21 protein-coding genes are annotated in these 21,056 nt (G+C 39.0%); 2 read left to right on the top strand and 19 right to left on the bottom strand.

The window, feature by feature from the left end:
• Position 1: 1 nt before the first annotated feature.
• From mraZ to QQK05_RS10905, 9 genes are all read right to left on the bottom strand, one after another.
• Positions 2 to 460 carry a division/cell wall cluster transcriptional repressor MraZ gene (mraZ, locus tag QQK05_RS10865; protein ID WP_284298468.1) on the bottom strand — a complete coding sequence of 153 codons (459 nt, stop codon included), beginning with the start codon at positions 458 to 460 and terminating at the stop codon, positions 2 to 4.
• Between the two features lie 429 nt (positions 461 to 889).
• Positions 890 to 1,207 (bottom strand): hypothetical protein, encoded by a 318-nt coding sequence (locus tag QQK05_RS10870; protein ID WP_284298470.1) that lies wholly within the window; start codon positions 1,205 to 1,207, stop codon positions 890 to 892.
• 3 nt (positions 1,208 to 1,210) lie between these two features.
• Positions 1,211 to 1,531, bottom strand: coding sequence for a hypothetical protein (locus QQK05_RS10875; RefSeq protein WP_284298472.1), 321 nt, complete (start codon positions 1,529 to 1,531; stop codon positions 1,211 to 1,213).
• Positions 1,532 to 1,556: 25 nt separating this feature from the next.
• Positions 1,557 to 1,889, bottom strand: a complete 333-nt coding sequence (locus QQK05_RS10880; RefSeq protein WP_284298473.1) for a hypothetical protein — start codon at positions 1,887 to 1,889, stop codon at positions 1,557 to 1,559.
• A gap of 118 nt (positions 1,890 to 2,007) precedes the next feature.
• The gene (locus QQK05_RS10885; protein ID WP_284298475.1) at positions 2,008 to 2,691 is read right to left on the bottom strand and encodes a transposase; all 684 of its coding nucleotides are present in this window, start codon (positions 2,689 to 2,691) and stop codon (positions 2,008 to 2,010) included.
• Positions 2,692 to 2,826: 135 nt separating this feature from the next.
• A complete protein-coding gene (locus tag QQK05_RS10890; protein ID WP_284298478.1) occupies positions 2,827 to 3,168 on the bottom strand; it encodes a hypothetical protein in 342 nt (113 codons plus the stop codon).
• A gap of 13 nt (positions 3,169 to 3,181) precedes the next feature.
• The gene (locus QQK05_RS10895) at positions 3,182 to 8,254 is read right to left on the bottom strand and encodes an RHS repeat domain-containing protein (RefSeq protein ID WP_284298481.1); all 5,073 of its coding nucleotides are present in this window, start codon (positions 8,252 to 8,254) and stop codon (positions 3,182 to 3,184) included.
• A complete protein-coding gene (locus QQK05_RS10900; RefSeq protein WP_284298482.1) occupies positions 8,247 to 9,470 on the bottom strand; it encodes an Ig-like domain-containing protein in 1,224 nt (407 codons plus the stop codon). Before QQK05_RS10900 ends, QQK05_RS10895 begins: the two co-directional genes overlap by 8 nt.
• A gap of 27 nt (positions 9,471 to 9,497) precedes the next feature.
• Positions 9,498 to 10,916, bottom strand: a complete 1,419-nt coding sequence (locus QQK05_RS10905) for a PKD domain-containing protein (RefSeq protein WP_284298483.1) — start codon at positions 10,914 to 10,916, stop codon at positions 9,498 to 9,500.
• Positions 10,917 to 11,094: 178 nt separating this feature from the next.
• Here QQK05_RS10905 and QQK05_RS10910 point away from each other — a divergent pair, with 178 nt between their 5' ends.
• On the top strand, positions 11,095 to 12,141 hold the full coding sequence (locus tag QQK05_RS10910; RefSeq protein WP_284298484.1) for a hypothetical protein: 1,047 nt from the start codon (positions 11,095 to 11,097) through the stop codon (positions 12,139 to 12,141).
• Positions 12,142 to 12,260: 119 nt separating this feature from the next.
• Here QQK05_RS10910 and QQK05_RS10915 read toward each other — a convergent pair whose 3' ends face one another.
• The 10 genes from QQK05_RS10915 to QQK05_RS10960 form a co-directional block, all read right to left on the bottom strand.
• Positions 12,261 to 12,731, bottom strand: a complete 471-nt coding sequence (locus QQK05_RS10915) for a hypothetical protein (RefSeq protein WP_284298485.1) — start codon at positions 12,729 to 12,731, stop codon at positions 12,261 to 12,263.
• A gap of 164 nt (positions 12,732 to 12,895) precedes the next feature.
• The gene (locus tag QQK05_RS10920) at positions 12,896 to 13,267 is read right to left on the bottom strand and encodes a hypothetical protein (protein WP_284298486.1); all 372 of its coding nucleotides are present in this window, start codon (positions 13,265 to 13,267) and stop codon (positions 12,896 to 12,898) included.
• A gap of 19 nt (positions 13,268 to 13,286) precedes the next feature.
• A complete protein-coding gene (locus QQK05_RS10925) occupies positions 13,287 to 13,619 on the bottom strand; it encodes a hypothetical protein (protein WP_284298487.1) in 333 nt (110 codons plus the stop codon).
• 9 nt (positions 13,620 to 13,628) lie between these two features.
• A complete protein-coding gene (locus QQK05_RS10930; protein WP_284298488.1) occupies positions 13,629 to 13,937 on the bottom strand; it encodes a hypothetical protein in 309 nt (102 codons plus the stop codon).
• Positions 13,934 to 14,263: a hypothetical protein gene (locus QQK05_RS10935; RefSeq protein ID WP_284298489.1), complete on the bottom strand. Its 330-nt coding sequence runs from the start codon at positions 14,261 to 14,263 to the stop codon at positions 13,934 to 13,936. Before QQK05_RS10935 ends, QQK05_RS10930 begins: the two co-directional genes overlap by 4 nt.
• A 147-nt stretch (positions 14,264 to 14,410) precedes the next feature.
• Positions 14,411 to 15,460 (bottom strand): ABC transporter ATP-binding protein, encoded by a 1,050-nt coding sequence (locus QQK05_RS10940; RefSeq protein ID WP_284298490.1) that lies wholly within the window; start codon positions 15,458 to 15,460, stop codon positions 14,411 to 14,413.
• Between the two features lie 2 nt (positions 15,461 to 15,462).
• Positions 15,463 to 17,109 (bottom strand): ABC transporter permease, encoded by a 1,647-nt coding sequence (locus tag QQK05_RS10945; RefSeq protein WP_284298491.1) that lies wholly within the window; start codon positions 17,107 to 17,109, stop codon positions 15,463 to 15,465.
• A complete protein-coding gene (locus QQK05_RS10950) occupies positions 17,106 to 18,110 on the bottom strand; it encodes a Fe(3+) ABC transporter substrate-binding protein (protein WP_407704889.1) in 1,005 nt (334 codons plus the stop codon). Before QQK05_RS10950 ends, QQK05_RS10945 begins: the two co-directional genes overlap by 4 nt.
• 126 nt (positions 18,111 to 18,236) lie before the next feature.
• Positions 18,237 to 19,160 (bottom strand): sulfite exporter TauE/SafE family protein, encoded by a 924-nt coding sequence (locus QQK05_RS10955; protein WP_284298492.1) that lies wholly within the window; start codon positions 19,158 to 19,160, stop codon positions 18,237 to 18,239.
• Between the two features lie 17 nt (positions 19,161 to 19,177).
• Positions 19,178 to 19,657 carry a YcxB family protein gene (locus QQK05_RS10960; protein ID WP_284298493.1) on the bottom strand — a complete coding sequence of 160 codons (480 nt, stop codon included), beginning with the start codon at positions 19,655 to 19,657 and terminating at the stop codon, positions 19,178 to 19,180.
• 199 nt (positions 19,658 to 19,856) lie between these two features.
• Between QQK05_RS10960 and QQK05_RS10965 the strand changes: the two genes are divergently transcribed.
• On the top strand, positions 19,857 to 21,050 hold the full coding sequence (locus tag QQK05_RS10965; protein WP_284298494.1) for an NnrS family protein: 1,194 nt from the start codon (positions 19,857 to 19,859) through the stop codon (positions 21,048 to 21,050).
• Positions 21,051 to 21,056: the final 6 nt, after the last annotated feature.

Consider the following 21,056-nt stretch of genomic DNA (forward strand, 5'->3'; position numbering starts at 1 on the left):
TTTACAGTGATAAATCGAGTAAGCGTTCAGTGAGTTCAATTTCACCTGATTGGATTTTGCTAATGCCTTCTTGCATTTGCGCTTGCCAAGCAGACTCACTCCAAATTTCAAATTTCTTTAACTGACCAACTAACATGACGCTTTTTTCTAAACTTGCATGTTTGCGCAATGGGCCGTTAATCAATAAACGACCGCTTTTATCCATCTCACAATCAGAAGCATTACCCAACAATACTTGCTGAAGTAATCTTTCTTGCGGGTTCATGCTAGATAAGTTGCACAGTTTTAATTCAATTTCTTCCCATTCAGGAAGTGGATAAAGTAATAAACATGGATGTTGTATATCGACGGTACACACCATTTTTCCTTGGCAATCAGCCACAAGCTCTTCGCGATACTTGGTTGGTATCGTGATCCTGCTTTTGCTGTCGAGCGTTATTGCGCTGGTGCCTCTAAACATAATGATGATTTTTCGTCCGATCTTTTACGATCCACATTTTCCCACTTTTTCCCACATTGCTACAGTTTAGTGAGAGAAGCAAACCTATGTCAAGCAAAGATTGGGGAAAAAATTATTAATGATCATCAGCAAAATTAAGGGATTCAAGGAAGTTTATGAATTTGTGGGGTTTTGTGGATCTGTGACCCAAATTTTCCCCAAAAATTAATTGATTCGCATGAAGCGGTGGGCAAGTATAACGATCTCAGAGCAAGATTGAAGCGAAAAATTGTTACCCCGTGGGAAAATTTAGTTTAGAGGAATTGCCAATGTTAGAAAAAGATAATGACGTCAGCTTCTTAAAACTACCATTGAAGTGTTAACAGTTGCAGTTACTGGTATGAGCTACATTCTTTGAATGAAAAATAGCTAACACAAGCGCGAATAGTGTTAACCCTTTTTTAAAGACATATGCGTGATCTCAGCCCTACCATATTTACAATTTGGTAGGTCTTTATCAAAAACAACAGCAACAGTATAACCTGTTGCCATTGAAGATAGTGAAAGTGACAGAAGATCGTCACTATCAACAAAGCTAGACTTCCAATAAAACCCGCCTTTCTTATCACAGGGCCCATCAGTTATTGCAGTATCAATTAACACATAACCATTATGGCTGGTAACTTCAACAACACCGCCACGTGTTGCTGTCCAGCTAGCTAGAGCTTCTAGACTTACCAGAGATAACAAAAAAATTAATCGAAACATGGTTTAAAAGTCCTGAAAAATATAGCTAACTTGAATATGGCCTTCCGAATCACAGCTTGGCACACTTACCGATATTTTTGATTTTGTATTCGCTGCCGCTAACATCAACGCATACCAATTATGCGAGGCATATTTTGCCGTGCTATTTTGTTCGCCCATTTGAAAATAGTAATACTGGTTTCCAGAAATACAGTCGTCATCTTTTAACCTAAAATAAACAGTTTCTCGAGTTGGATATATTCTTTCAATTTCACCAACAATTGCTATCGCGTTAACTTTTAAGCTCGCTACTAGTGTAAAAATAATAATCAAATACTTCGTCATTTCAATTTATCCATCAATTCGAAAATTAAACTGTGCCTATATAAAAAGGAACAGGGGCATTGCCATATGTAGGTAGGTCAGAACAGCTTCCCGAACCTTGGTAATAAAAAATGGCTTTACGGTTTTCATATTGAATGTTTTGCAACATGCTAGTCCACATAGCACACGTACTTACACTCACATCTTGTCGTGCTTCTTGTAAATTACATATGAACATAAAGTCATTTCGGCCACTATGTAATACATTTACATGACCATCTTTGTATATAAGAACTCTTTTTACATCGACTTCACAAACTATTGCAGAAAAAGACTGAAAGGATAATAACGAAAAAAAGAAAATAAAAATTCTAGACAATTTACGCTCCATGTAAAACAACTATCAATAAAGACAATAACTTACCACATACCGGTTATCGCAACAATAAGAAAAGGGGTCGGTGACAAATAAGAATTATTCACAACGACCCTATGATTTAATTTGCTGGTCGACCTTTTTTGGCAAATCCTATTCGGCGATTCAGCGTAAGCTCGATCTCGTTCAAAAAACGTTTACTGCCATATGGCATATTAAACTGCCATGCATTGGTAATTTCTGACACTTGTTTAATAGTCATTTCATTTTCAAACAATGATAAATAGCTTTGTTCAACACTAGTATGTTCAGAAGCTAGTGCCAAATAGACATAGTGTGGCCTAACTAGATGTCTTGTCGCCATGCCTGTATTCTCATGAAAACTAGACCAAGTATATTGAGCCGGAGTCAATACCATATTTGCTCTTACTGGATTTAACTCGATATAACGCATGCACATAAGAAAATACGCATCCTGTTGAACTAAACTCGCCTTAAAGCGACCTTCAAACAAAGTGCCTGTTCTGTTATACCGACTATTGATGTATTGCACATATCGTCGACCAATGGATTGCATTACCCGCGAAACACCCGTTTGTTCAGAAGGCGTCATTAGTAGGTGAATGTGGTTAGTCATCAAAACATAAGCATGCAATGCAACGTCATATCGCCTGCAAGCTTCATTTAAACAATGTAGGTAGAATTGATAATTTTGCGCTTCAAAGAAACAAACTGAACGATTATTTCCTCTTTGTATAACATGACAGGGAGTTCCCGCCACAAACATCCGTGGCTTTCTTGGCATATCGAATCCTTTCGATAAGTGTAAAAGCCTTGAGTATAGTAAAACAATCAAAAAAAGAGCCAGCTACTCAATGCGAATAAGACGCATGTGTCACCGACCCCTTTTATTTTTTCTCTTATTATTTTTTCAGCAAAGCTATTTATTATTTAAGAATTTGATACTTTTCTTCAAAAAAGGAAAAGAAATTGCGTATAAGACTATAAATGCAATAGCTATTGTAAATTCCCCTTTTTCTATAGTAGACAAATAAACTCCCACTGCTGAATTAACAATTATGGCCGTAATAAACCACCACCAAAAATTATTTACATGAGAATCTAACTTTTTAAAAGGCATAATTAATTTAATCACACTTAAAAATATAATTATTGAAACAAGAAAGTATGACCATTGAGAATTTAAAGGAAAAATAAATAATGTTAGCCACATTATTGCAAATATAAAAGAAAAGGGAGAATCTTTATTTTCTGTACTCATTCAATATTACCTTTTATTGTTTTTCTTCATTAATAACATCTGCAACACCCGAATCTTGCATGACCTGAATTCCGTTCATTAAAGTCCCTACATTTTCTACTGTTTCTCTTAAAGTATTGCCTGTATTCAAACCTTCATCTACAAATCCAACCATTTTACCCAATGGGCCTAATACAAAAGATATTAAATTCTCAGGAGATGAATCTAAAGAATATGTAATACCTGCGAATGCAGTTGTTACAAGAGCGTTAGCTCCAGCAGTACCAACCGCCATGCCGACATAGCTGATGCCTTTAGCTAGCTCTTTACCCGTTGTCGAAACATAATCTTTTGTTGATCCGGAAACGGTTGTTGGGTCTATTCCCCTATTAACAGCATTGTTAACTCTGTTACTAACGGCTTGCCTACCACCTTGTACTTGCTCAGCCATAACGCCAGTTACACTTTGGCGCGTAGGAGCACCTTTGGTAGCTAAAGCTTCCATATTATAATTAGTTTTACAAAGCCAGCATTCTGAATTCATTCCTGTCGGGTCAGTAAATTTATAAGGGTTATTATTAGCATACGCATACCTATTAAAACCGTAAATGTGGTTTGGTGTCGAAAGGTGAGTTATCGAATCAACTGGATCATTCGAATAGAAACGCCCTATGACGGGATCATAGTATCGAGCCTGCATATAACTAAGCCCTAAGTCTTTATCAAACTTGTGGCCTGTATATCCTACATCGTCTTTTGGCTCTTCTATGCTTTCTCCAAAAGGCTTGTAATTCATGATACCGTCGTTACTTTTAACAACTCCTGTACCTTCTTTCGCTACTAACTTATCGCCAAGGAAAATATAATTTATACCACCAGCAGAAGTCTCTCGATACAAGAGTTTGCCTGATTGGCTATACATGCTGTATTCGACCTGGTTATTATCTTTTACCGTTTTAATTCTGCGATCGTAACCATCATAGAAAAACTCGCTGCCACCCGACACTGTCATCTGATTAGCTAAGTTATACTTAAACTCACGTTCACCATTTTTAAGGACATTACCACGAACGTCATAGCTATTACTTGCAGAAAAATCTCTGATGACATCAGTTGAGTCGTTCGTATTAACTACTGTTTCTAAACGATAGTTACTATCGTAATGGTATGTTAAGTTGTGCGGCTTAAAAGCACTGTCGTTGACGTACGTTTTGATATTGCCTAATGCATCATAGCTAATACTACTAGAGCCAATTCCTGCGCCACCAACGGTTGATGTTAAACGATCTAGGCCGTCATAGCTTAAACTCGTTAAACTATATACTGCTGCCTCTCTAGGATTTATGACTGACGTGATATTGAAATTATTATCATAGGCATAAGTTAAGTCAACGTGGGACGTTGCCTCTAAAGTATCGCTAATTCTTTCTGGTAATAATCGCTCATTTAATGTTGTTTCATGTGCTACACCATTACCATAAATAAAGGTATGTACCATCCCATTTTCATGATAGGTGGCTTTATCAACGCCTCCTTGAACGAAGACATCAGGTAATAAATTATCATATTGTCTTATTGCTTGAGTCGGCTGACCGAAACCATTCGGTGCAAAAAATACAGCAGGAGTATCACCAGGGTACTTTATGCTATCTACATTGCCTAACTCATCGTAACCATAAATAAGATCAAATTGTTTACCGTCAACATTTAAAGACTCGTCAATGAGCAAATTTAACGCATTGTAATTGTAACTTTGGTTATATTGGGTCGAGCTAATCGATGTTATATTGCCATTGTCGTCATACTCAAAAGTGCGAGTTGGTGTGTTATCACCATACAATATTTGATGAATTGTCCCACGGTTATCGTAGTTGTATGTTATTTTGTGCTTATCGAGGAAAGTTGACTCACATTCATTGCCTGTGATAACGGCTTCTGGTTGTGCTTGCCATTTCAATTCACCCAATAAACTGTACGAGTAAAGCATATTTCCGGTATCAGAACGTTTAACAAGACACAAATTATTGTGTTGATCATAATATCGATATTCAGTTTGTGAATCTTCTAGGTCGTATTGTCTTATCGTTGTAACGTTAAAAAACTCATCATACTCTATCGCAGTATCAATATTTTCTGGTGAACTGATTAGTTCCGGGTAGTCAAAATTAACCATACCAAACGCTCTATATTGCGTCGTAGTGTCATAACCTCTCGGGTTATTCTCCGTCACTTGGTTGTTGTCAAGGTAGGTGTATTGTGTTGCTCCATTACCAGAAACGGCAATGTTTTTTACTCGCTCTAGCGCGTCGTACTCTGTGCGCTTACCTTTGGTTTCATTTGGGATTAGGCTCGGAAATGACTCAAATACCATATGATTGTTTGAGTCATACGACATATTCATATAATAAGTATTTTCACTGTCAGCCTTTGCCACCGCGACTAATCGCAATAATTGATCGTAGGTGTTAGTTTCTGTGTAACGAGCTGGATCAATACATGTTTTTCCGTCCAAGTTTAATCGACACTGCGATTGCGTTCGAACCATGCCGCCAGTTGCGGGGTAATCATAGGTAAATAATAAGTCAGCCCAATCAATATCATCTACAGGGTAGGTAACAGAGGTTATATGCCCCATATTGTTATAACGATAGTGCGTCGAATGTCCGTTAAAATCTGTTGTTGACTCTATCCAACCGTTATCATCAATTTCTTTCGTCATTGAAACAGTGCCAGAGGTGTAACGATTTGGTACAACTATCTCTTGAGGTTTACCTCGTTTGTAGTCGTTAAATACGATGTTTCTTTTCGTGGTATTGTCACTGTATAGTTCAACTTCATTAACCCGACCCTTCATGCCATTAACAGTATGATAAGACTTAAACAGTTTACGCGTAGAACCAAACCATTTTTCCTCTTTAAGATTAAAACGTTTAGCTAAATTTTCTTCTGTTTTTGGATAGTATGTTTTTTCAGACAAACGTTTATCCGCGCCGGTGCCAACGCTAACATCTACTGTAGTAGGTTGATTTAAAATCCAAGCGGATTCATCACTTTCAAAACCTAACGTAATGGTGCGGTGGCCTGAAGGACCGCTTTGAGCAATTGTCTGATGTTGTTCATAATCATTAAAATTGCTGAAAGCTTCCCTATACTCTGTCGCTATATCACCATACTTTAAAAATGTGCTCTGCTGTGTTTTTCGCTGAAATTTTGTACTAGCAATTGCTAAATCAAACGATGTCTGACCTGCAAATTCACTGGGTACCGATTTTATGTTTGCGGTAAGTGCAGAAGCTGTCCAAAGATTACTAACGCCATAATTTATGTCGCTTGAGTCATAATGATATTTTGTGTAAGACATCAAGACATTATTTGAATCATATATTGCCGTGTATAGCTTGTTACCTTGTGAGTGACCGTAACGATTATCGAAGAAAGATAGCTCAACTTCGTTATCTGGGTTAATAATGGCGGTTGAATTTAAGTTGTCGATTGCATGGTCAAGAAACGTTATATCTATCCCTGAATCAACCTTTAATATTCTATGAGTCGTTGATGATGTTCGATCATCACCGTGATAATAACCAGGGACACGTCCGTAGTCATACTCCCAAACGTATTCTGTCGCACTGTTTAATGTTAGCTCTTTCTTCCATAGTGCGTATTGCTTACTTGCGATAGGTAACTCGTAATTTTGATACGGCTGGCCTTGGCCATAAACATTAAAAGTCTCTATTTTCGGCACTTCCGATTGATAAATACAGCGCTCTGTAATCGAAAATGTACCTACGGCACCATATGGGTGCGTAATTTCAATAAACTCGCCGCCCAATAAAGCTTGACAGTATGTGGGGTTTACAGGGTCTATTGGCATCATTTCGCCAATTAATGCATTGCTCCAGAATTTACCTTTATACGAAAACTCCCACTGTTTGTTGTCTGGGCGGGTAACAGACTCCAGTCGAGGATATGAAACAGCACTAGATGTAGGATAGTAGTCGTACGTCCATGTTCTATTATTTGCAGTTACCGATTTTAGCTTACCTTCCTCAAAGGTAACGTCGATAAAACGGCCATCAGACGCTCTAATTGCGTCGAGGTTACCATCTGAATCGTAGTCATACTCAACGGTATTACCAAACCGGTCGGTAATTAACGTAACTTGCATGAATACGCGGACATTATGCATGCCTGTACGTTCATCTCTATCTAAAGCATTGAATCCTAATTCAGACTCAATTGGTGGAGGTGGAAAATTACATACGATTCGATGACAAAAGTCGGGGTCCAACCCCATATAAATTCGTTTTGGCGATATAACTTCTTTCAATTCACTAAATAAATAAACAGTCCCGTTAGGCAGCGTTACTTTGAATGCGTCTACGCCATTGTGATCAACACAATCCACTTTCCAGTTGTCGCGAGTTTTCTTTGAGTTTCCAAACTGCAACAGTCTACTTTCCCCAACTTTTGGAATTGAAATGATGTCACCATGCCAATATTCGTTAGCTTTCAAACTATAATTTTTAATTTGAAATGTACCTGGTTCACCGTTTTTCGGCTCAAACGCTTTATGGAAATTTGGATTAGAATTTAATGTAGCTGAACATCCTTGATTGCGTGCCCAAGCAGGAATTGGGGTATTGGCTGTTGCCCCAGAAAACGTGTTATCTAAACTTTTTACATAATTAGAGCGAATATGGGGTATGTCTAAGCTCCAGTTGCCGGCCTCTAATGACGCGTTGTACCAGTTGTTTGGTGTTGACATTGTTCGGGTAATTTCAACATCAATAGCAAAATTACCAGGTATCGAGACATCTGTTTGCGAGAATCTCAACGTCCCCGTTTCCTCGTCAATTTTATCGCCGAGTAACTCCGTTGTAAGCGTTGGGATATCTGTTTCTACGTTATTTAACTCATTATAATTATAAGTATATGATCGTGGTGGTACATAAATGTCCTCTTCAGACGTTGGAGAGAGATCCGTGGCATTTGCTAACGTACCTAAACATAGTGTTGTTAAGCCCATTATTACGGCTTTTCTAATATTCATTGTTTTACGGTGACTTTCCATATCATTACGTTTTTTAATATTAATTCTAATCATTGTTGTGTTCCGTTTCTTCCACAGGCGAGCCTAACAAATCGGTATGGATAAAAATAACTGACCTGCCACTTCCTTTTAATTGATAACCATTACCTTTATTTACATAGGTGACAGCGAGCAACGCGTTTGCGTCAAGTAACATAAAATCATTAGCTGCTCCTCCACCAAATTCACCTAATTCAATTGAATATAATGACTCGACAAAGCTATCTTTTAGACTATTCCACTCAGCTTCTTGAATTTCGTATAAAATCCATGAGTTATTAATGTTTGCTAAGTGAAAATATTGGCCATTCAATTCAAAATAAAGATTGTTATTATCGATTTGAAATACGGTAATATTGCTTGGTTTTTTATATATTGATGTGACTATTTCACTATCAATTAACCCTTCTTTTACTGCGTAAGCATAGATTGTTGAGCTACTTGAAATGTCAATGCCTTCCTGTGGGAATGTAGAAAACTCGCCTTGCTCTCCAACTCGATATAACATAGTTGCTTCAACTGTTTCTGTTACGATAGTGACATTGATACTACCTTCAAATTCACCGCCCTCTGGCGTGAATATAGGCGAAGCGACTTTGGCTTTTATCTCAAAATCATTGATGGCAATATCACTAGCAATGTTTTCGTTATCTATTGCTCTTGCATAAAGCGTATAACTCCCAACCGGCATTGGGCCAAAATCTACCGAATAAGGTGCTTCATGATCGGTAATCCACTCGCCATCATTTAATTTAAATTCAACGCGTGAAATTTCTCCGTCAGGATCTGAGGCAAGCACTTGGCTGATCAAGCTTTCAGTGTGTGGGATTATGCTATTAGTTGCAGGTGACTGAATTTCAACGACGGGCTTCTCTTTTACCGAAACAATAAGTGGATAAACCTCACTGCTCTCCGTTCCGTCATTGACACTTATGTTAACGATTAACTCGCCTAAAAATGACTCGTTAGTAAGCAGCGTATTTTCCGAAACGACAGTGTAATTTTCACCCTCAAGTACTTCTACGGTATGAACTGAATCGTCACTGTCAGTTATTACAATGCTATCAGATGTGATGACTTGTTCTGTTCCTGCTGCCAGTATCACTTCCTGTTGGCCTACAATGAGCGGTTTATCATTGATATAAAAGGTTCTGTATCTAAACCAACCAGGTGTAGGTTCAGTAGAAGTCCCCGTGGTAATCTGATCGTCGTCTCTAGGGTTTACAAACAACGAATATTTGACGCCCGGTATTAATGTTTATCTAACACTCTCGTTATAGGTAAAGTTTGCTTCTCCAGCTGCTGCATTAAAGGTAGCAGATTGCCAGTTAAATAGCGCTTGGTATGGCGATAGCTCATAAATATTGGTTCTAACATCAACGACATTGTCGCCATTATCTCTAATATTTGTGCCAGAAAATCTGATTTCCTCGTCTGTGGCAAATTTATAATCATTATGTGGCGGGAATGTAATGGTCACATCTGCACGATCATTTAAATAAACAATCATGTCATCCGAGTACTGTGCTCCCTCATTATCTGTCACCCATAAACGAAGTCTAATTGAGGTGTCTTCATTTATTTCAGGTGTTTTAAAACTTGTTACTGGCTTGTCTTTGTCTTTCCAATCTAGCAAAGCAGGTCCGGATATTTGATACCACGCATAGGATGTGACCTCACCATCACTATCAGTGGCACTACCATATACCGTAATATCTCTCGCTTCCTGCACACGCATACTTGGACCCGCATTCGGGTCAGGAGGAATATTTGCCGCACCTACTGTGGTGCCTGATGTTGTCGAGGTGTAATTACTACAACCAAAGTCATTACAGGCTCTTACTTTATAATAATACTTACCTCGGGGTTTATTGCGGATTGCACTGCGTTTACTCGATGTCGTTGTAGCTATCGTACTACTTGATTCTCCAACGAGCTCATATCGCTTTACTGAACCAGAAGACGCGCCCCAAGAAACAGTATAATCTTTGTTCTCTGTCGCAGTAGTTGGCGCAGTAATTGATGACGGCACGCCAGGCGCAGCACCAACAGTAGTTCCTGATGTTTTACTCGAGTAATTACTACATCCATAATCATTACAGGCTCTTACTTTATAATAATAGGTGCCAGGTGGCTTATTGCGAGTAGCACTGCGTTTCGCTGACGATGTAGTTGCTATAGTACTGCTTAATTCGCCTACTAATTCATATCGTTGAACATAGCCTGAGGCTTTTCCCCAAGATACCGTATAGCTCTGGTTTGCTGTCGCTTTACTCGGTGCAGAAATTGATGGTGGTATGCCTGGTTCTTCAAAGACGGTGACGGCTGAACTTGTAGGACTGTACGCACTGCAGCCCGCCGAATTACATGCTCTAACCTTGTAGTAATATACGCCTGCTGGTTTATTGCGAGGAGACGGTGATCTAGTCGACGTGAAACCGCCTTGTAATAAACCGCTTCTTTCGCCAACTAATTCATAGGTAACACCTGGGGTTGGTGACGCAGACCATGAAATATAGTAGTTAGAGTTTGCTTTTACATAAAATGGCGCTGACTTACCGTAAACTTTTATATTGCTAGGCGCAGATGGGACCGAGGCTGCATGTGCATAGCCTGAAACTATTAATAACAGAATCCAAGACAATGCAAGCTGCCAGCTAATCTTTTGATTAACCAAAACACATCCTTGTTGATACTTTAATAAACAGAAGTAATTACAACGCTTTATTGGCGAACAGTCAACAGATGCACGCTACTTTTTGGCGCAATCTGATCGCTATTCTTGGGTGTTTTTTGATTTCACTTATTTTTTGATTTAACCTGTACAAAAAACAACCAAAAAAAATGGACTTTTTATGCGTATTTTTGCAATAAGTACTATTATTTTAGCTGCTGGATTAACAGGCTGTACAACCAAAAACTATGATGCACACCGGTTTATTTCTGAAAAACACCTAAAGAGAGAAGTACCAAACGATGTAACTAAGCTGAAGGGTACAGATTTTTATAACTCCTATGTAGCAGCGATTGGCAGTAATGCTGGAGACAAAGAGTTTAGCGAATTTTTAAATGAAGGTGTCCTGCTCACACGTTATCAATGCTTAAGTTCGTTAAATGACATAGTTGATGATAGTCGGAATGCTTCGTACTCTAAAGATCAGTTCTTATTAACAACGCTATTATTAACCGGCTTTATGGGGGTTAATGGCGCTTCTTCTGAGTCTTTTGAAAAGTTTGCGCTTGGCACCGCATTTGTTGTGAGTAGTTCAGAATTATTTCAAAACTATTACTTACTAGGGCCTGATGCTCCCAAAGTGCTCGAACTTGTTGAAAGAGCACTAGATACGCAAGAGGAATATGCGAAAAGTCAAAGTATTGCAAACTTTCAGGAGGCAGCAAGACTACTGTATGACTATGCGTCAGTATGCACATCAGCTAAGGTTGATTCTTTAGTTGCGGAGTCTATTAGTCAGGCAAATATAGTTCCTCCTGAAGCGAAGCCTGCTGATCTCGCATTTATCAAAGCTACAAATCGTATTTTGGGCATTAATAACATAACGCTAGATCAACTCTCAGCATTGCACTTTGTTACCGTAAAAGGAACAGATCAACTCGATAGTAACGAGAAAATCAAAGCGTATATCGACGATAGTTTGAAAGCAAAAGTAAAAAGTAACTTCGAGGCGTTGCAAGCATTGTTCTTGTCTTTTCCTCAAAAAGTTATCGCGTCACTTTCTGAAAACTTTGACTACTTTAGTCAAGAAAAACAAAATGATGCGGATGGTAATGAATCTTTTGTTAATGTTTTTACTGGTCGAGTAAGTGAAGAATTAACATTTAAACAAGTTTCTTCACCGTCTAATGTTCGCTTTGGGACGGTTAAGGTAGACAATAATTATTAATAGAGATTATAACGTTATGCTTATATGCTGCGTGTGAAGATGCCATTGACTTTATTACTTCACCGCAGCTTTTTTACGTGATGCTTTGTAGCCCAAGATAATCAAAACCTTGTGGCTAATTAATTGTTTCCATGTTGATCTGATTCGGCTATTGGAGTACCCAATAAATCAGTATGAATAAAGATGATCTTTTTCATGATTGACAGCGTTGGCGACCAAGCTCCTGTATTTTGGCATGAATTATAGCCACAGGCTGTAACTCTAACCGAAGAAAACCCACTAAATCTGCCATCCATTACAATGCTAGTATCAGATGTAACAACGATGGTTTCCCAAACACCTGACTGGTTTAAACCTTGAACTTCGTACTTACTAGCATGTTCGACACCATTCCAGGTTAGTGTTTTAGTGCTACCATTAGAAACGACAGTTGGCTCACTTGGCGCCTCTAATCCATTAGGTGGCACATAAGGCACGAATGTTGTAATAGCTCCAACTTGAATAGGAACCCACGTAGTGTCGGCATTGGAAATAAAAGAATAACTCAATAAACCTAGTAAAATAGTTATTCTTCTCTTCAACGAAAGCATAATTCAATCCCTTGTTATTTCTTATTTATGCCACTTACGTTGCATTAAACATGAAAATAATATTTCGATTAATTGTAATAATTAAGACCACTGACCATACTTATTACGGTCAATGGGTGTATTCATCAAATTTTTCTAGCTATAAGGCGATAATTTTTAGAACATTAAAAATGTAAATAACGCAAAAATACGGATGACCATGGCGTAAACTCGCCACATGTTTCAGGAACTGTGTCTCCGTCGAGATGTAACCTGTTTATCTGTTGATTAGTTGATCTAGCGGTCAGTAACATAGACAGAATAGACTGGCAGGTTTCGGGTGCAGTTATCCTACCTTCAGCTCCCGTGATGACCCACTCAGTCGATAAATCACAGATAAAAACCCCATAATTCATGCTACTTAATCGAACCATGAGTTTATTATTGCTATGGTAAGCAATATCTTCCACAGTGCCAGAGCAAACTAAACTGCCAGCCAACACGCTTTGACTAAAAGCGAGACAGCCAGCTACTGTAAATAATTTCAATTTATTCATACAAGTTCCCTTTTATCAGTTACGGCGCAGATATTGCCATAGTCCCAGAGTAACCAATTGAGTTAATGTTTTGAGCATCATAATGAATGATTAACTCACTATTTGTTTGTTTTGAAGCAAGTAATACAGATAAAAATGATGAAAAAGAAATATCATCCTTTTCAATGTAAAACCAGGTAACGTTAGCCGGCATTGTGTCTAACTTAAACAGTATGCTACCGGCCCAACTATTTCCCCAATTACCGCCGTATAAATTAATTGTGGCAACATTACCTGTCGCGCTTGCTGCATGTAGACTGCTTGACATAAATGCCAATAAAACTATGGCTATAATGTATGCTTTTTTATTCATTTTATCTCTTTATTCAATATGTAAGCCTAACGCTTTGCATGTGCCATCAGCGCTAATACTGTAATCAATTCTAACTATTTTGAAGCCTGCACTTTTTGCTGTTAATACTTGAGAAAACATTGCTCTACCAGCTTCTGTAGCCAAATCAATCCTCATTATTTGCCATTTGCAATCAGCCAAGCCTTCCACTGTATAAAAGCCTGCAGTGTTGCCCGCTTCACTAAATATTCTTGATACTGTTCTCACTTCGTTAAGACTTTTTGATTCAGCGTAACTACAAAAGAACAAAAGTGAGACCCAAAAAATAAGCTTTTTCATCGTCGTTTCTTTACATAAATTCGATTGATAGTGGGCTGGCAAATAGGTGATTCAACATCGTCTACATTGATATTGGTATCTTTATCCATAGAGAATGCGAGCAATAAAGAGCTCGATAACACATCATAATTTGGGTGTGACATAGGGATTATATACCTGCGGCCGCCATCACAATTACTAAGTGACAAATTAGGCGCATCAACAATAAAAACAAGACCAGCTGTAGTGGGGTATAAAGCTTCAATTTTGACATTGTTAACCCATGTTCCGCATTGCACTGAACATGAGAGAAAACCAAAAGAGAATAAAGATAAAATCTTATTCAAGTGTTACATCCATTTAACCGAGCATCCATTTAATATTGCGCGTATGTTATCAAATTTATTAGCTTAATCAACAGCATATTTAGTCAATCTTAGCTATTGTAAAACTTGAACAGCACTCGAGTTATAAGACGTAATAGAAATTTTGATTTAGCTTTGCTGAAACAAAATATAGTCGTGCGGCAGAATACTCAACTGAACTCGCTGACCGACATTAAGTGCCTGATCACTATATACACTTAACTGATATTGGTGCTCTGAAGCGTGAGGTGTAACTAAATAATGATAGCCATGCTCAGTCACATTAATATGGTGAATAACCGACTCACCATGTTCATCTGCGGCTATTTCAAGATGCTGTGGCTTGATCAATAACTGCATTTGATTGTTGTTAGCAAGCTCGCTGCCATTAATTGAGAGTAAACCAAGAGGTGTATCAAGCTGATCTTGGTATAAAGTCGCTGTTAACCAAGAACCTAATTGTAAAAAATCAGCCACTTGCCACGAATTAGGTTGCTGACAAACCTCTATTGGCTGCCCAAATTGCAAAATATTACCTTGGTGCATCACCGCAACTTTGTCTGCAAAGGTGAACACTTCATCTTTATTGTGAGTGACAAAAATAGCCGTCATGTTAAGTGATTTTAATAATTGACGCAGTTCAATCATCAATTCATTTCTTAATCTCGCATCAATATTTGAAAATGGCTCATCAAGTAACAGCAATTTAGGTTCCGGTGCTAAGGCACGAGCAATTGCAACCCGTTGTTGTTGACCACCAGATAATTGATGAGGATATCTGTCTTCGAAGCCATCCAATTTTAACAAACGGACAAGTTTGGTCACTTTCTCTTGTTGCATCACTTGGCTAAATTGCCCGATGCCGTATGCAATATTTTGCGCAACAGTCATGTGAGGAAATAACGCGTAATCTTGGAATATTACACCGATATGGCGTTTTTCTGGCGCTAAAGCATTTGATGCGTTTATCGTCGGCAAGTCAGCAATCGATATCTCGCCGTTTGTTGGTGATAAAAAACCCGCTAACGTATTTAAGAGTGTTGTTTTTCCACAACCACTAGGGCCGACTAATCCAAGAATTTGGCCAGCTTCTAACGAAAATGAGACCTGACTTAATATTGTTTTACTGTCGATTGAGACGTCTAGCGCATTTACATCAATAATAATTTTAGATTGCACCGTTATACCTCTTGTTTACGGTTAAGCCAGATGATAGGTATTAAACCAAAAACGACGATTAATATCGCCCCTAAAGCACCTTGTTCGAGTTGCTCATCAGAGATCAGCTGATAAATAAACGTACTGAGTGTTTCAAAATTAAACGGGCGCAGTAATAAAACGGCAGGCAATTCCTTCATCGACTCGACAAAGACAAGAAGCCAAGCAACAAACAAAGACGACTTTAGCAAGGGCAAATGTACCCGCCAGTACATCCCAAGTTGCGAGCTGCCCAAACTGCGTGCTGCTTTTGATAAATTATCAGGTACTTGATCTAAACCACTCGAAAGCGTGCCGTTTGCGATTGCCATAAAGCGAACAACAAACGCAAAAACGATAGCAAATACAGTGCCCGACAATATGAGCCCTGGACGAGAAAAACCAAACTGTACAGCCATATCATTTAACCAAAAATCAATCGGTCCAAATGTTGACAATAATGCCATCGCTAATACCGTTCCGGGAATTGCATAACCTAAACTAGAGAATGCGATGCCAACAAACTTCAAATGATGTTGGGCAAATTTTTTGTAGAAACTAAAAACAATAGCCAGAACTAAAGCAGCTGTTGCAGCCATTGCAGCAACATAAACAGAGTTGCCGCCAATGTCGACGAGTTGAGCAAGCTGCTCGACATTACTGTATTGCCATGCCATCACCACTAATAAACTCAGGGGCAACAGAAAACCAGCAATAACTAACAACCAACAAAATGCCCCTGCAAACCAAGTTAACCAACTTGATGAACGAAACAAGGCTTGTGACATCGCAATATTTTGACTTTGATTATTCAGTGCTGCTCGACTCTTTTGCTCCAATACAACAACAATAAACACCATCAGTAACAAAATACTCGCCAACGCATTCGCCGTTGCTAAATCGCTGTACCCTAACCAAGTGTCATAGATAGCCGTTGTTAACGTATTGACAGCAAAATATTGTACCGTCGCAAAATCAGCTAATGTCTCCATTAACACCAATGTAGCAGATACGGCTAACGCAGGACGAATTAACGGCAGAACGATGCGCTTGATACCATGCCACGGTGTCTTGCCAAGACTTTGATTGGCTTGAAGTAGTTTAGGGTCGATATTTTCTAACGCGGTGCGTGTGAGCATATACACATATGGAAATAGCACCAGAGAAATAATAACTGATGCGCCACCAAGCGTTCGTATGTCAAAAAACCAGTAGTCATTTGGTGATTGCCAACCAAATGCTTCTCGCAAAAATCGCTGAACTGGGCCAGCGTAATCAAACAGGTCGGTATATAGATAGGCGATTAAATATGCAGGCATCGCTAACGGCAATAACAATAACCAACGTAAATATTGCGCACCCTTTATTGGAAGAAAATGCAATGAAAGCGCAGTTACTCCACCAAAAAGTAACGATAGAACAACGACATTAAAACCTAACCATAATGTGTTAGCAAGGTATTGAGGAAGTACCGTTTCCCATAAGTGACTAAAAAGCGAAAAAGGCGCAAAGGCGCCTTGGTAAAACATTACTAACACTGGCACAAGTAAGGCCAGTGTTAGTATACAAATTAATGTAAATATAATGAGTTGTTTGGCACGCATCGGCATGCCAAATAAAGGTTTTATCACAGATCGAATTGTACTTTATCTAATAACATTAATGCAGCTTTACGATTTTCGGCAATCGTTGTTAAAGATAAATCATCTGATTTAAAGTCACCCCATGAGGCGACTAAGTCAGAACGCTTAACACCTTCACGTACTGGATATTCCATATTCACTTCAGCATACATTTGCTGAGCTTCTTCAGAGACTAAAAACTCCATTAACGCTAACGCATTTTTTTGGTTTGGTGAGTATTTTGCCATCGCCATACCTGAAACATTAATGTGTGCACCACGATCTTTTTGGTTAGGGAAGTTGATGTTTACCGCATCCGCCCAAACTTTTTGCTTCTCGTCGTTAATCATTTTACCAAAGTAGTAGCTGTTACCGATAGCGAGGTCACATAAGTTCTGGTGAATCGCTTGCACTTGACCGCGATCATTACCTTGTGGCTTACGCGCTAAGTTTGCTTTAACACCTTCTAACCATGCTTGCGTTTTCGCTTCACCGTGATGTGCAATCATTGACGCAACAAGCGCTACGTTATATGGATGCTTGCCAGAACGAGTACAAATACGACCTTTGAATTTAGGTAATGCTAAGTCTTCGTAGCTAAGCGCTACATCACCCAAACGTTTTGCTGAATAGATGTTTCTTACGCGAGTTGTTAATGAAAACCACTGGTCTTTGTTATCACGTAAATTTGCTGGAATCGCACTGTTGATAACGTCTGAATCAACTGCTTGCAATAATTTCTTGTCTTGCAACTCAATTAAACGCGAAATATCCGTTGTTAATAGAATATCAGCCGGACTGTATTGACCTTCTCGTGCTAGACGCTCTGCCATACCTTTTTTCGCAAAAACGACATTAACTTTAATGCCAGTTTGCTCAGTAAATTTATTAAACATTGGCTCAACCAAAAATGGTTGTCGGTATGAATAGACATTAACTTCTTCAGCAATGCTTAGTGCGCTAGCAAAAACTGATACGAGCATAGATGCTGCAATAATTAGCTTTTTCAACATGATAGTCCCACAAATGATAGAATTTAGGATTTAACGAATATCTTTTATTATTTCTTCGTTATTTATGGCGCAAGAGTAAAGTAGCAACTAGTAGCTGTCAAGCTTTTTGAGAATCATTCTCATTTAGCCAGTAATGATACCAACAACACCAATCACGATTAACCAGAACGCAAAAAATATTTTTAATCTTTTCGCTGATAATTTTGCAACAATAGCCTTTGCTAGCACACCACCCAAAATAGCGCCCGGCCCAGCAAACAAAACAACCTGCCAATACACGTTAAAATTAACCAACGTATGTTGCCAAATTCCAGCCCACACCGTTAACACCGAAACGATGACCGCAACGGCAACCGCCATATTGACATCAAATCGACGGATAATCAGGTAAATTGCGATGAGTTCACCGATTCCAACGCTAAGCCATGCCGTCACAGCACCACCAAAGGTAGAAATAACGACGATCATGAACCAGTCGACAATTTTTAGATGTCGATGAACCGGCTGAGGTTTAATCACTAACGCTATGGTAATGATGCAAATACCCAGTAACAGTGAAAACCAACTAAAGCTGTAATGTAAGCTAGCAGGCGGCGCTAACGCTAGGCCGTAGACGCTCCACAAACCAATAATTGATGAAAGCGCAGAAACCTGTATAACAGGAAAGAATCCAGGCCACAGCCCGTAGGGTTTGCATTCAAGTTTATAATGATAGTACCAAGTCAGTCCGCCTGCCGTCATGCCAAAACACTGAATAGCAAAGCTAGTTGCAATAGCCTGAATTTCAGTGAATTGTAATTGATTAAACATTGGAATAAATACGACACCGCCGCCTGCACCTGTAGAGTTCGCAAAAATAGCGCCTAAAACACCGAGTAAACTGAAGATGGCGTAATCAAGTAGGTTTGTAATGGTTTCGGGAGCTAACGTAATCAAAATCCCCCAAAACACTATCAAAAATAATAGAAATTTAGGGTTTGTGATACGCATGGGGTTTGTGCGCGCATTCACAGAAACATCTGTAGTTTTTGATGGCGAATCAAGCATCGAGAAAAATCGCTATATTATTCTTCTGTTGAAAATTGACTTTCGATAAAGCTTATCGATTCAGGTGTTAATGTCGATTTTGACAGATAATGACGAGCACCATCTTTAACAAAAACGAAGCCTTTTGTTGATTGAGTTACGCTTGTAATCTCTGGCCAGTTCAATGTTTGTTGAATATAAGCTGAATTTATCGAGATACCTTCATCGTCAACCGTAAGCTCTGCTGGGTTATTCGCTGCTCTCGACATTAATTGTCGCCAGACCCACCATGTTTGGCCAAATCGAACGCTTAGCGCTTCTACTACCCCTAGACCCACCACAAAGTAGCTAAGATGAATAAATTTAGCATTTGTCGCAAACGCGGAGACAAATAAGCCAACCAAGAACAAAATAATGGCTTTTTTATACGCCTGCCATCCTATTTTTTTCTCGGCAGTTTGTTCGTAAACTTCAGTGTAATACTGTCTATCTAAAATAAATTTATGTTGATACTTCACAAGTGTTCTATGTAAAAATTTTAGCTTTTGGCTAGTCTAACCGATAACGAACCAGATTGAATAAAATAATTACGTTGGTTATATAACGATTAATGCATTAAAGCTTGATTCAGATTAACAATTTTATGCGTTTTATCATTAGCAATTAACATTTATAAGCGAGACAATATCTCTATCGATTTATCTACCGGTTACAGGCATGCTCAACATAGATGATCCAAATGATAAACCAACGTCTGCTCCAATTTGGCAACTTGGTTTTCGCCCTTTCTTTTTTTTCGGCGCGCTATTTGCCACAGTTGCCATCCCTAGCTGGTTAATTACTTTATATGCCCCTGAATATGCTTGGATCAATATTCCATCGCTCTGGTGGCACCCGCATGAGTTGTTATTCGGTTTCACCATCGCAATTATCGCCGGTTTCCTATTAACTGCCGTAAAAAACTGGACAGGAAAAACAACCTACACGGGCAACTCCCTGGCATTAGTATTTGGTTGCTGGGCGGCGGCAAGGCTATCGTTGATTCTACCTATCCCCTTTCCACTCGAGCTTGCGGCTCTATTTGATTTCGTTTTCTTAGGCGCGATAATTTTCAAACTTTTTCAATGTATCGTCAGCGTAAAACAATGGCGTAATATTGCGTTGCCGATAGGTTTAAGCGGTGCATTGATGCTCAATGGTATGAGTTACTGGGCGCTAGCAACGCAAGACTATCACCTTGCAAGTAAAATTTGGTTAGCCATGCTGTTTATGATTGCGTTGTTGATCAGCTTTATTGGTGGCAGAGTAATCCCTTTTTTCACCTCAGCAAAACTAAACGTCACACGCAAAGAGCCAATCATGTGGCTTGATACCATTGCCTTTTCAAGTTTAGCTATGTTGGTGATTATTGTGATGACAGACCAACTTAGCACGTCATTCTCAAGAGCCGTATTGTTAATCGCAGCGATTAGTACGTTTGCTCGTATGTCACGTTGGCAGCTCAAAGCATCACTGAAAGAGCCCATGCTTTGGTCTCTACAGTTAAGTTACCTTTGTTTGCCGCTCACACTGTTATGTCTCGCGATTTTTGAACCAACCCCATTTGTGGTTAAAACCATGATGCACTTTTTTGCAATAGGAACACTAGCAGGTGTTTGCTTGTCCATGATCACACGTGTTTCATTGGGTCACACTGGCAGGAATATCTATCAAGGGCCAAACATGACAATGCCTTTTATTTATATTTTATTTGCAGCGTTTGTAAGAGGCGTAATGCCATTACTACAGCCAGAGTATATGGCTGAATGGCATGTATTATCGGGGTTGCTATGGACTGCGGCGTTTGGCCATTTTGTTTTTTACTTTGCAAAAATCCTATTCAGCTACCGCCCGGATGGTCGTCCGGGCTAAGTGAAA

It is taken from the genome of Thalassotalea loyana (assembly GCF_030161435.1).
Classification (GTDB): Bacteria; Pseudomonadota; Gammaproteobacteria; order Enterobacterales; family Alteromonadaceae; genus Thalassotalea_G; species Thalassotalea_G loyana.